Source organism: Rhizobium rhizoryzae, from assembly GCF_011046895.1.
Lineage (GTDB): Bacteria > Pseudomonadota > Alphaproteobacteria > Rhizobiales > Rhizobiaceae > Neorhizobium > Neorhizobium rhizoryzae.
Genome location: NZ_CP049250.1, coordinates 2,364,228 through 2,376,187, shown reverse-complemented (window position 1 = coordinate 2,376,187; position 11,960 = coordinate 2,364,228). Strand labels below are relative to the sequence as shown.

Annotated in this window: 8 protein-coding genes; 3 read left to right on the top strand and 5 right to left on the bottom strand. The window is 57.5% G+C overall.

The genetic code is table 11. The features are described from left to right. Positions 1-117 precede the first annotated feature (117 nt). The gene (locus tag G6N80_RS17295) at positions 118-450 is read left to right on the top strand and encodes an acyl-CoA thioesterase (RefSeq protein ID WP_165137155.1); all 333 of its coding nucleotides are present in this window, start codon (positions 118-120) and stop codon (positions 448-450) included. Between the two features lie 12 nt (positions 451-462). Here G6N80_RS17295 and G6N80_RS17290 read toward each other — a convergent pair whose 3' ends face one another. Both G6N80_RS17290 and G6N80_RS17285 read right to left on the bottom strand, forming a co-directional pair. Then, the gene (locus tag G6N80_RS17290; protein ID WP_165135587.1) at positions 463-1,650 is read right to left on the bottom strand and encodes a DUF1501 domain-containing protein; all 1,188 of its coding nucleotides are present in this window, start codon (positions 1,648-1,650) and stop codon (positions 463-465) included. After that, complete coding sequence (locus G6N80_RS17285) at positions 1,647-3,095, bottom strand: DUF1800 domain-containing protein (RefSeq protein WP_165135584.1); 1,449 nt, start codon at positions 3,093-3,095, stop codon at positions 1,647-1,649. Before G6N80_RS17285 ends, G6N80_RS17290 begins: the two co-directional genes overlap by 4 nt. Before the next feature lie 275 nt (positions 3,096-3,370). On the opposite strand from G6N80_RS17285, the gene G6N80_RS17280 reads away from it, so the two are divergent. Next, positions 3,371-5,377, top strand: coding sequence for a putative bifunctional diguanylate cyclase/phosphodiesterase (locus G6N80_RS17280; protein ID WP_062554243.1), 2,007 nt, complete (start codon positions 3,371-3,373; stop codon positions 5,375-5,377). A gap of 13 nt (positions 5,378-5,390) precedes the next feature. Here G6N80_RS17280 and G6N80_RS17275 read toward each other — a convergent pair whose 3' ends face one another. Then, entirely contained in the window at positions 5,391-5,996 is a 606-nt protein-coding gene (locus tag G6N80_RS17275) for a class I SAM-dependent methyltransferase (protein ID WP_062554242.1), read from the bottom strand. A 196-nt stretch (positions 5,997-6,192) separates the two neighbouring features. Here G6N80_RS17275 and uvrB point away from each other — a divergent pair, with 196 nt between their 5' ends. Continuing rightward, positions 6,193-9,255, top strand: coding sequence for an excinuclease ABC subunit UvrB (uvrB, locus tag G6N80_RS17270; RefSeq protein WP_165135582.1), 3,063 nt, complete (start codon positions 6,193-6,195; stop codon positions 9,253-9,255). A 54-nt stretch (positions 9,256-9,309) separates the two neighbouring features. On the opposite strand, the gene G6N80_RS17265 is transcribed toward uvrB, so the two are convergent. Beyond that, entirely contained in the window at positions 9,310-10,482 is a 1,173-nt protein-coding gene (locus tag G6N80_RS17265) for a hypothetical protein (RefSeq protein WP_165135579.1), read from the bottom strand. A 322-nt stretch (positions 10,483-10,804) separates the two neighbouring features. Beyond that, positions 10,805-11,086, bottom strand: coding sequence for a hypothetical protein (locus G6N80_RS17260; protein ID WP_165135576.1), 282 nt, complete (start codon positions 11,084-11,086; stop codon positions 10,805-10,807). Between the last annotated feature and the right edge of the window lie 874 nt (positions 11,087-11,960).

The following is an 11,960-nucleotide window of genomic DNA, read 5'->3' as shown; positions in this document are numbered from 1 at the left end:
AGAATTCTGTATTTTATTGCACGCTACTTGCACATTCAGCATGAAGGGGACGACCGAGTGAGCGACACAAACGAAAATGTGAAGCCGGATGGCGAACTGACCTTGCGGACCCTTGCCATGCCCGGAGACGCCAACCCGGCGGGCGATATTTTCGGTGGCTGGGTCATGGCACAGATGGACTTGGCGGCCGGCATCCGGGCCGGTGAGCGCGCCCGTGGCAGGGTCGTAACCGCTGCAGTGAAGGAGATGGCCTTTCAGCGACCGGTCAAGATCGGCGACACACTCAGCATCTACACCTCGATTGAACGGATCGGACGAACGTCGATCACGCTGCATGTGGAAGCCTGGGCTATCCGATCACGGCACGGCATCACGGAAAAGGTAACGGAAGCAACCTTCATCATGGTTGCCATCGACGAAGCCGGACAGCCGGTTGCTGTGCCTGCCTGACAGGCGACATTATCAATTCGTCTTTACGAAAAGACTGCTGGGGTCGAAGCCGAGGCCAGGGAATACTTTCGCATTCAGGTTGGCAGCCGTGATCTCGAACTGCTGGAAAAGGAGTGCCGCCAGCAGTTCGCGAATGTCACGCGTGGGGGCCAGATCCCGCCCCTCGAACAATTGTCCTTCGGCCAGTCCCGGCCAATCGGCAAGAACGCGCCCTCCGGCAATCGCCCCTCCGGCAAGGAGGGCCGCGCTTGCTGTACCGTGATCCGTGCCGCCCATTGAATTCAAACGAAGCGTGCGACCGAACTCGGTTATGGCCACCACTGCGGTTTGTTGCCAGGCAGCCTCACCCATACCGGCCTGAAGGTGCAGAATTGCCTCGGTCAGAAGGCGCACTGCTTCTGCGAAACTCCGCTTCTGTTCCTGATGCGTATCCCAGCCGGCAAGAGAGAAGCTGGCGACACGATAATCCTCCGCCAGTAGCGAGCCGGCAAGTTTCGCCAGGTCTGCAATGCCTGTCATGCGCGCCTGCGGATTCACGATTGGCGGCAGCGGATCAAGATCGGACATGCCAGCACCCGCCTTGCCAAAAACTGGGTCAGTTTGAAACAGTGCCTGCAGACTGTTGATTTCGTCCTGAGCCAAGGGGAAATCGCTTTGTGTCGCCCAGACGTCGGTCTTGTTACCGCCCGTCATGATCAGTTCGACGCTGGTGGTTATGTCGACCGCTGCGCGCGAAGCCGTGCGAGGTATCAACGCAAGTGCTCGGTTCAACCAGCCGGTCCGTGATCCGCTTCCGATGGGATTTCCCGTTTCGATCACGTCTTGTGCCTCGAAATGGCTGGAGCGACCTCGATATGGACTGGCAATGGCATGCGCGAAGGACAGATGACCCGCTCTCCACAACGACATCAGACCAGAAGCCGCAGGGTGAAGACCAAAAAAGCCGTCGAGGTCGATCAATCCGCTCGCTGGCGTGAGGGCAAGGTCTGGACGCAGGACGCCGAGATTGGCATCGCCATAGGGCTGGACGAGGTCGACCCCATCCATGCCGCCGCGCAGCAGTATCACGACAAGGCGACGGTCGCCCGATGTCGCGGCTAGGCTGACATTCGGCAATAGGGATGAAGCCGCAGCAGCACCGAGTGATGCCAGAAAGCCGCGGCGTTTGAGCCGGAATTCGCGATTGGCCGCCATCGTCATCTCCGATTGAACTGCGGTGACGCCAGCACCATGGTCAGCCCATGCACTTTGCTGGGCGCTGCTGAAACAAGTTCCCGCGTTTGAGCACTGGCGAGATCGGCAAGCACCGTGTCGAGAAGCGCCAGCGGCGCCACATCGGATGCCAGAAGTCGCACCGCCATCCGCGCCCAGGCGACACGTTCGGCCAGATGACCCGGCATCAGCCAGCTCGCCGCATCGTCCGGAAAACCGGCCGGGCTTGGCGGCTCCCAGACAGGCTGCCCCATGCGACGCAGAGACTGGAGCGTCAGCAATCGCGCCACGCCCGGTTTTCGCCGTGGCGGCACCTTGCCATCCGGTGGCGGCACATCGTCACCGTCGCGATCATCATCAGCATTGACGAGTGCGTCGAACTCACCACCCTTCACGTCAAACGCGCGCAGGGCCGAGACCACGAATTCGAAAGGCGCCATGACTTTGCTGGCCTCCGGCGCGAAGGCTGCCGGATGCTCGAGCATTGCGCGATAGACCTCCGTCAGATTGCCGCCAGTCGCCTGCCAGCGCCCGATCATCCCGCTCAGCATGTCCGGATTGACCTCTTCGCTGATGAAGTGGCGAACGAGCTTGTTGCAGATGTGGCGGGCAGTTGCCGGGTGATTGGCGAGATCCGCCAGCATCTCCAGGTGATCAGACCCGTTGCGTGCACGGTCGCTATAGGATTTGCCGAGCAGGACATGGGCACCGGGCTCCGCCCGGCCTGGACGATTGCTGACTTCAAGGCTGCGGAGATCGAGGGACAGGCCGGTCAGGATCAACGCAGCGCCGTTGACATCGGCAGCGGTAAACTCCGCCTGATCTCCCAGAGAGTGCACTTCCAGTAGTTCCTGCGCCAGGCTCTGGTTCAGTGTCCCCCCGCTTCTCTCGGCGACCGGAGACTGCGGCCCGACGGAGGATGCCTGGTCAAGATAGATGAGCATGGCCGGATGCAGCACCGCCGCCTTCAGCAGGTCTCCAAAGTTGCCAGCGAGATTAGGCCGTATTGCCTCTGCCTCGAACAGCGGCGCAAGAAGTCGCATCTCGTAGGTCTTCGTCGCATTGATGGCGAAATGATTGACCCAGAAACTGGCCAGCCGTTCGAAGAACCCGTTTTCGGAGTAAACCGCCTGCGCGACACGCGACAGGGCATCCCGGCGCAGCAAGCGCTCCGCCTCCCGCTGCGTCTCCTGCCGGAGACCGGGATTGGGTCTGCCATCCTGCGCGGCGCGCGCCTCGACCGTTCGAACGGAGACAAGCCGACCCAGCGTTTCCCGACGCCCGAGGGCGCCCTCGCGTGGAAAACGCGGCACCGACTTCGACCCCTTCTGGAGCTGGAGCATCAGCGCATTGATGTCAGATGGAGGCGTCTCTCGCGGTTTCAGTCCATAGCAGAACCGTCTCGCGGCGATGGTCGAAAAGGAGGCGGCCATCCATAATCCTTGTAAAAATATGATTCTGAATCATCTTACATAGTCGAACATGTAACGGTGTTTGGAGTTGGGCAATACGACCATTTTCGGACACTTCGAGCACCAGGATATCGGTCCGGTAATAATCGATTAGCTTTCATTCGAACTTGTCCTGAAATCAGACATCCAAAATGGGCCACAGCCTCAGTCTTACAAGGGTTTGCCGCCCGCTTTTAAGAATATCTTATTGAGCATCTATTAGAAAACACGGTGATGTGAATATTCGGGTGTAGGCGATGCCGCGGAAGTCAGCAATCGAACAAAAGCCGTGTGACAGCCTGAATGCCGATGTGCGTCAGCTACAGGCACAAACTGTCTGGGCGCGCAGTGTGTCGACCGTGCTGACGAATGCGGGCATTTCTGCTTCGGCCTATGCGCTCATCTTCTTTCGGCAGGATACAGGGCAGGAAGGTATCTACTGGCTCGGGCTGATCTATCTGTCCCTGCTCTTCCGGTTCGGGATCTCGCGCTACATCAAGCATTTCGATCTGAACAGGAAAAATCCGGAAGCGAGCCTGTCGCTCATTACGCTGGGCTCCTGCTCGTCGGGCCTCGCCTGGGGCTCCCTCCCGTTTATTCTTCCCAATTTCAACGCCTTCAGCCTGGATGCGGGCCTGTATCTGATGATGCTTGGCATCTCGATCGGCTCTGTGCTGCTCGGGGTGGGCTATCGCTGGGTGTCCGTTGCCTTCTCCACGCCGATCCACCTCGCTGTCATCGTGTCGGTGGTCTCCACTGGCGGCATTTCGGGGATCATCGTCGCCCTGAACGTCGTCGTCCTCACCATCATCCTGCACAGAAGCTGTCAGAACAGCGAGAGATCGTTTCTCGAAAGCATTACCCGAAAGCTGGAAGCAACAGCGCTTGCGACATCTCTGACGGCAGCCCATTCGGAAATGCTGCAGGCCAACGCGCGACTGGAACTGCTCGCCAGCTGCGATCCGTTGACGGGACTTGCCAATCGCAGTGCCTTCAACTCGACGCTGGCAAACGCGATCCAGGAAGCCCGCGATACCGAAGGCAAGATCGGCTTGCTCGTCGTCGATCTCGACCGCTTCAAGCACGTGAACGATACGATGGGCCACAAGGCCGGGGATAGCTTGCTGACGGAGTTCGCCCAGCGCCTGCGCAATTCGCTACCGCCGGGCAACACGTTCATCGCGCGGCTGGGCGGCGACGAATTCGCCATAATCGTCACCGGTAACGATGCAGTTCTGGAAGCAACCCGCTCCGCAGACATCATTCTGCGTCAAGTCCGCAAACCATTCCTCCTCAGCGGTCAGAACTGTTCCGTCGGAACTTCGGTGGGGTTGGCGGTCTATCCCGATCACGCGACGCAGGCGGATGAATTATTCGTATCTGCCGATATGGCGCTCTATCGCTCCAAGGAGCAGGGACGCGGACGCTGGCGCAAGTTCGATCCGAAGCTGCGCATTGCAGCGGAGCGGCAGCGGCAGATCGAAGCCGATATTCTGGAGGCAATCGAGCAGCACAAGATCGAGGCATGGTTCCAGCCGCAGGTGTGTCTGCAGCGGGACATCATTCTCGGGTTTGAGGCGCTCGTGCGCTGGCACCACCCGACCCTCGGCTTCATTGCGCCGCCGGAAATCGTACAGGCCGCCTATTCGATCCAGGCATCCGACCGGCTGACCGGCGCCATTGCCGATGCGGCCTGCGCGATGCTCAAGCGTCTGCCAGAACTTGGCCTGCCCGAAGCAACCGTTGCAATCAACGTTTCGCCGCGCGAATTCGCCCTCTATTCCGTATCCGAGATGCTGGATGCCAAGGTGAAGCAGCACGGCATCAAGCCTAGCCTGCTCGAGATCGAGATCACGGAGGAAGCACTGCTCGATACCGTCATCGCCGGAGAGCAGTTGAAACAGCTGGAGAGATCAGGCTTTGCGCTGGCCGTCGATGATTTCGGTGCCGGACACTCCTCGTTGACACGCCTCATCGACCTGAAGGTTGATCGCCTCAAGATCGATCGCGGCATCACAACCGGCATTGCCGCCTCACCGCGCAACCAGGCCATCATTTCGGCCCTGATCCGGCTTGGCGAAGCGCTGTCCATGACCATTCTCGCCGAGGGCGTGGAAACGGAAGAGGAATCGAGAACCCTTCGCTCGCTCGGCTGCCAGATCGGCCAGGGATACCTCTTCTCGCGTCCGATGAATGCCCGCGCGCTGGAGGAATGGCTGCGCCATCCACGTGCACGCAGCCTTCCCAAGGCAGCCGTCGCCTGAAAGTAACTCCGCTCTACAACCGTTTCAGACAGTAGGAAAAGTGGGCGTCCGGCTCGACGGTCAGATATTCGAACTGCCAGCCATACTCGACGCAGAACTTGTTGACCGCCTGCACAACGCCATAGACCACCGGCTTGATGACATTGCCTGTACAGAAATCATGGCCGCAGATCCGCCCGTCACGCTTGACCTTCTGGTCGCAGAGAACAAGCTCGTTCCAGGTATTCGCATAGGAATGGTCGGTATCGATATAGACCCAGTCGAAGAAATGATCGGCAAATTCCGGCAGCATCTCGGTCGAGCCGCCAAGGTGCAGCAGCACCTGCTGTTGCCTGATCTCGCTGGCAAACATGCTGCTGACGCGCTCATAGCCTTCGTTGTAGCGCGTCAGATCCCAGGGATCGATCAGGTGCAGCTGAGCCGGACGGTTGTGATCCATGATCTCGCGCGAATAATCGCCAAAGGCGACGCCGATCTCCGCGACAATACCGCCATGGGGAAGCCGGTGAAGAAGCTCCGTACGGTTGGGAAGCAGACGGCAGTTTTCGGTGTGATGCAATGAAAGCATCGTGCGCGGCGTGCTGTTCTTCAGCTCGATGCGCTTCTCAAGGGAAAGCATGGGAAATGTGAACTCCGGAACGGGGAAGATTTGGCAATTCAGTATTTGCGTATAGCATCAAGTAACGCTGACCTCATATAGAGCGGCCCGATCAAAGATCAACGCGCCCGCTTGCGTCGCTACGGCTGTGAGCTGTTCCTAATTTGTTTCGCTGCCGCCCTTCCAATTTGGCAGGACTCTCGCCATATTCGCGAGCATGTCGAAAGCTCCGAAAAAATCCCCGCCCCAGAATTCCAGCAACGGTTTCGAGGAAGCGCCGCAGGCCGCTTTCGAAGGCGCCCCCCTGTCGGGCTCTTTGTCGGGCTCCGTGTCGGACTGGGTGAAACAGCTGGAAGCGGAAGCGGAGGCCTCTTCCGTCGAAACGCAGCGCGAAATCGCGTCCAAGGCGGGCAAGCACCGCAAGAAGATCGAGATTGCCGCGCGTGAGCAGGCCATCCGCGAGGCGAAGGAAGAAGAAGCCGCCCGAGCGAAGGAAGAGGCAGCCAGAGCGAAGCGCAGTGGCCAAGCGGCCGTGAGCACAAACAAAAAAACAACTTCACAGAAAACCTCCCGAGGCGTGTCCATCGGCGCGTCGTCCGATCCGAAAACGCGCGCCGCCGCCGGTCTCAATCCGGTCGCGGGCATGGATATGTCGCTGGAGGAGGCGCAAAGCCTAGCACCCGGGGCTGTGACCGCCACGGTCGATGCGCTGTCGAAGCTCATTGAAAGCGGCAATCCGCTGTTCAAGGATGGCAAGCTGTGGACGCCGCACCGTCCGGCCCGTCCGGCCAAGTCTGAAGGTGGCATTCCCATCCGCATGGCGTCGGAATATCAGCCGGCGGGCGACCAGCCCACGGCGATTGCCGATCTGGTGGATGGCCTGAACAGCGGCGAGCGAAGCCAGGTTCTGCTCGGCGTTACCGGCTCGGGCAAAACCTTCACGATGGCGAAGGTCATCGAGGCCACGCAGCGCCCTGCCGTCATTCTCGCGCCGAACAAGACGCTGGCAGCGCAGCTCTATTCGGAATTCAAGAACTTCTTTCCGGATAACGCGGTGGAGTATTTCGTCTCCTACTACGACTACTACCAGCCGGAAGCCTATGTGCCGCGCTCCGATACCTTCATCGAGAAGGAAAGCTCGATCAACGAGCAGATTGACCGCATGCGCCACGCCGCCACGCGCGCCATTCTGGAGCGTGACGACTGCATCATCATCGCCTCGGTCTCCTGCATTTACGGTATTGGTTCGGTGGAAACCTACACCGCCATGACCTTCCAGATGGAAGTCGGCGACCGTATCGACCAGCGGCAATTGCTGGCGGATCTCGTGGCCCAGCAATATAAGCGGCAGGACATCAATTTCGTGCGCGGTTCCTTCCGCGTGCGCGGCGATACAATCGAAATCTTCCCGGCCCACCTGGAAGATGCCGCCTGGCGCATCTCGCTTTTCGGAGACGAGATCGACTCGATCACCGAATTCGATCCGCTGACGGGCCACAAGACTGGCGACCTGAAGTCGGTGAAGATCTACGCCAATTCGCACTATGTCACCCCGCGCCCCACGCTGAACGGAGCGATCAAGGCTATCAAGGAAGAGCTGAAGCATCGTCTGGCGGAGCTGGAAAAGGCGGGACGCCTGCTGGAAGCGCAGCGACTGGAGCAGCGCACCCGCTACGATGTCGAGATGATGGAAGCCACGGGCTCCTGCAACGGCATCGAAAACTATTCGCGCTATCTCACGGGCCGCAGACCCGGCGAGCCGCCACCGACGCTGTTCGAATATATTCCGGATAACGCCCTGATCTTCATCGACGAAAGCCACGTCACCATCCCGCAGATCGGCGGCATGTATCGCGGCGACTTCCGCCGCAAGGCGACGCTGGCGGAATATGGCTTCCGCCTGCCCTCCTGCATGGATAACCGCCCGCTGCGCTTCGAGGAATGGGATGCCATGCGCCCGCAAACGGTGGCCGTGTCCGCCACGCCGGGAAATTGGGAAATGGAAGCGGCGGGCGGCGTGTTTGCCGAACAGGTCATCCGTCCGACAGGCCTCATTGATCCGCCGGTCGAGGTGCGCAGCGCCCGCTCCCAGGTGGACGATGTTCTGGGCGAGATCAAGGAAACCTCTCTCAAGGGTTACCGCACGCTGGTCACGGTTCTCACCAAGCGCATGGCGGAAGACCTCACCGAATATCTGCACGAACAGGGCGTGCGCGTGCGCTACATGCACTCGGATATCGATACGCTGGAACGCATCGAAATCATCCGCGATCTGCGCCTCGGCGCCTTCGATGTGCTGGTGGGCATCAACCTGCTGCGCGAGGGTCTGGACATACCAGAATGCGGCTTCGTCGCCATTCTCGATGCGGATAAGGAAGGCTTCCTGCGTTCGGAAACCTCGCTCATCCAGACCATTGGCCGCGCGGCCCGTAACGTGGATGGCAAGGTCATCCTCTATGCGGATAATGTCACCGGCTCCATGAAGCGCGCGATGGAAGAAACCAGCCGCCGCCGCGAAAAACAGATGGCCTATAACACCGAGCACGGCATCACGCCGGAATCGGTCAAGGCGCGTATTTCGGATATCCTCGATAGCGTCTACGAGCGCGATCACGTGCGTGCCGATATCTCCGGTACCGCAGGCAAGGGCTTTGCCGACGGCGGGCATCTGGTGGGCAACAATCTGCAGGCTCACCTCAATGCGCTGGAAAAGAGCATGCGCGATGCCGCCGCAGACCTCGACTTCGAAAAGGCCGCCCGCCTGCGCGACGAAATCAAGCGTCTCAAGGCCGTCGAACTGGCCTCCATGGACGATCCGATCGCCAAGGACGAGGCCAAGGCGCAGGAAGGCGTCAGACGCAGCGCAGAAGCCACGCGCCAATCCTTGGCACCGGAAGCAAGCAGCAGCTACTTCGCCAAGCCCTCCCTCGACGACATGGGGCCCGGCACCGATACGGCCAAACCGCTGTTCCGCAAAAACACTCTGGACGAAATGACGGTTGGCCGAACCGAAAAGCCCGTGCCCGGCAAACTGCCGGAGAAGCCGAGGCATGACAGAAGCCACGAGTCGATCTCCCCCCTTGAGGGGGAGATGTCCGGCAGGACAGAGGGGGGTAAGCCCCGCCACGCTCCACTTCTCGAAGGCCAGCCGGAACGTCTGAATTCAGACGACCCCCGCCCCCTCGTACGCGGCAAAGTCGGCGTCGGCTCCTACGAAGATCCGGGCGAACAAAAGCGCAAAAGCCGCACCAAGGGCAAGACCGGCAGACCGGGGCGGTGAAGCGCGCGATTGAGCAAATGACAACGTAGCGGTAATCTTTCAGAAAATGATTGCTTACTGTTTAGGTATATATGTTTCTTTAGCAGGTTCTTTACTGGCCGACGAGGTCACCAGCATCGGTTTCAGAAAATCGATATAAGAATTTTGAATAAAGAATCCTACCAAAACGCCTAAAATGGCCGCAACTACGATGGTTACGTTATTAGTTTTGGCCGCGCTTCTCTCCTTTATCGTAGATATAATATTTTTGTATGACCGAAGGGGAATGTCCTTCAATTCCTGTATGACACCTTCGTTTTTTACGGCCAAAAAAGATTCACCAAAGAGCTGCTCAATACTCTTAGATACGTCTCGACGATGTTGATCAAGACTTTGAATTGATGAATCTAATTGGTCAATATGTATCAAAGATCTATAAGCGTCAAATTTTACTCGCGAAAAAAATCCTGATACTCTGGGATTCTTGTCTTCATTTTCTAATTTAGTATCAATTTTATTAACAATACCTCTAAATGAGTCAAACATAATATTCCTTCTATTTATCAAATAATAATACAAAGAAATATCTTTTCTTATTCTATAAATAATGAAATCTTCGATCATTTCCTTGTTTACTGAAGTAGGCACATAAATGTCTATTCGATCATATCCGTACTGCTCACTGTAAATCAATTTCTCTACAGGTTCATCGTCAGAATGAACAAAAAAATCTCCATGGAACGGAGATGGACCCAACATACTAAACTGAATTTCAGCCGAGGTCCAATTGCGTCTGATATGTTTCCATATCATGCTAACTGCTATGGAAGGACTCTCCTCGAGGAGCTCTGGTTTTACGATTGCAATGGGCATCCCTTCATAATGAAAGAGTGTTACCTTAAAGTTTTCACTCCGAAGCGGCCCCCTCCAACCAGACAGCAATTCAACCTGGAGCCGATGAGGGATCATAATATTAAAGCTCAGAACACTATCACCTAGTGATGGATAAAGATAATAAAGATCCCCTATATCTCCCGCGGAATTCCCATCCAGGAACTGCAAACTTATCTCATCCTGAAATTCCGTAAATTTAACATCTTTGATCAAATTATCTCTACTGATGTAGTCTTGAACAAGACTTACATAATTAGGGAACCCTTTCGCACCTAGGTCAACCTTACACTGAAAATGAAAACAACCTACACCAAAAGAAGCTATTAGACGATCGGTGGCACCATCTTTGGCCATTAGAAATTCCCTTGAAAGTTTACCTAAGGTCGAAATATCAACTATTTCCCTAAGCATTTCCTAATTACGCGTAAACTCAGCATCATATATTTAAAGATCAATTTTAAATCGGAACCAAGAAAAATGGGTGGTTTTTCATTCAAACTGGCGATTCCGAGCAATTTTCCACACCAGCGAACTTCCACCCAACCTTCACCAAATCAACGACTTAGCGTTTTTCTATACACCACCCCAAAACCTGTTTTTCAATTTCCCGTTCCGCATTGCTAATACGAGCAGGCGTGCTGGCGATGCTGGGGCAGCGCTGTCGTACCCCCACTCCTCACTCTTCCCTCACCCCCAGCGCCACCACATCCACCGGCTGCACCCGCCCGTCCTCGATCACCCCACCGCGCGGCAGGTTAGCAGGCCAAATCCTTCTCGCGCCGTCGAAGCCACGACCGGCCACACGCCAGCGCCTTGCGCGTCCCTCGCGCCATCGCAGCAGCAGATGCAGAAGCCCCAGCACGAAGACCGGGGGCACGAGCAGCCATAGCGCCTTGATGATATCCGGCGAGGCGCGGAAGGTGGCGAGCAGGTCGGCAGCGAGATTGTAGTTGTCCATGGCTCAGGCGCCTCCCGGTCTACGCCCTTGATGCGCAGAGCGCGGGCAGCAAGGTGAGCAGGAACACACCCGCACGCCGCATCGCATCACACGCATCGTTTCAAACGGGGGAAGGCGCGCCAAAGACCAGTTTGCACAGGAGCGCCCAGCGATGCCGCATCGAAGATGAGGCAGCGGGAAACACCAAACCGGCCGCACCGGTCCCGCAATCGTTTCCGATTGGGGGCTGATGGAGCCGTGGCCTCTGGCGGCCGGGGAGTTAGAAAATCGCACGTAAACGACCGCCCTGACCTTTGGGTGCAAGCACCTTGGACATACGTCAGGGCCTCCCCAGCCATGGAGGGTGGAGAGCTTTATAGGGCAAGCTCAAGCACTCAGCCACCAACCAGTGACTGAGAGGGCATCTCATATCGCGGATGCCAGCCGTTACGTGAGGGGTTTCTATGCCCCGGAACCGGCCCGTTACTTCCGGTTCCGCAGCCAGCCTATGCCGCCGATGTTGCAGCTGCAATTACAAGATGTGGGGGATTTATTCCGTGCATGCGCATGCAAGCAGGCGCTTGACCTTTCGAAGCAAGTTCGGGCGATGCCGATATGGTGCGGACACCGCATACCCCCCTCTGTCCTGCCGGACATCTCCCCCTTGAAGCGGGGGAGATCGATTCGTGGTTAGCCCTTTGCTCCAGATCTTGCCCTATCGTGCTTAGCAAACCCCATCGACGGGAGATGGTGTACGAGCATCAGCCGTTCTGCCGATCTCCCCCGCTTCAAGGGGGAGATGTCCGGCAGGACAGAGGGGGGTTAAGCCCCGGATAAAGACTGTGCGTCGAGCACTCAAGTCCGATCCGACCCACCGACGTTCGAAAAAATCGTC

What these genes read in the sequence shown, in the direction of transcription:
- G6N80_RS17295 (WP_165137155.1), top strand. Translation starts at nt 118, where the DNA reads ATGCCCGGAGACGCCAACCCGGCGGGCGATATTTTCGGTGGCTGGGTC.
- G6N80_RS17290 (WP_165135587.1), bottom strand. Translation starts at nt 1,650, where the DNA reads ATGACGATGGCGGCCAATCGCGAATTCCGGCTCAAACGCCGCGGCTTT.
- G6N80_RS17285 (WP_165135584.1), bottom strand. Translation starts at nt 3,095, where the DNA reads ATGGCCGCCTCCTTTTCGACCATCGCCGCGAGACGGTTCTGCTATGGA.
- G6N80_RS17280 (WP_062554243.1), top strand. Translation starts at nt 3,371, where the DNA reads ATGCCGCGGAAGTCAGCAATCGAACAAAAGCCGTGTGACAGCCTGAAT.
- G6N80_RS17275 (WP_062554242.1), bottom strand. Translation starts at nt 5,996, where the DNA reads ATGCTTTCCCTTGAGAAGCGCATCGAGCTGAAGAACAGCACGCCGCGC.
- uvrB (WP_165135582.1), top strand. Translation starts at nt 6,193, where the DNA reads ATGTCGAAAGCTCCGAAAAAATCCCCGCCCCAGAATTCCAGCAACGGT.
- G6N80_RS17265 (WP_165135579.1), bottom strand. Translation starts at nt 10,482, where the DNA reads ATGGCCAAAGATGGTGCCACCGATCGTCTAATAGCTTCTTTTGGTGTA.
- G6N80_RS17260 (WP_165135576.1), bottom strand. Translation starts at nt 11,086, where the DNA reads ATGGACAACTACAATCTCGCTGCCGACCTGCTCGCCACCTTCCGCGCC.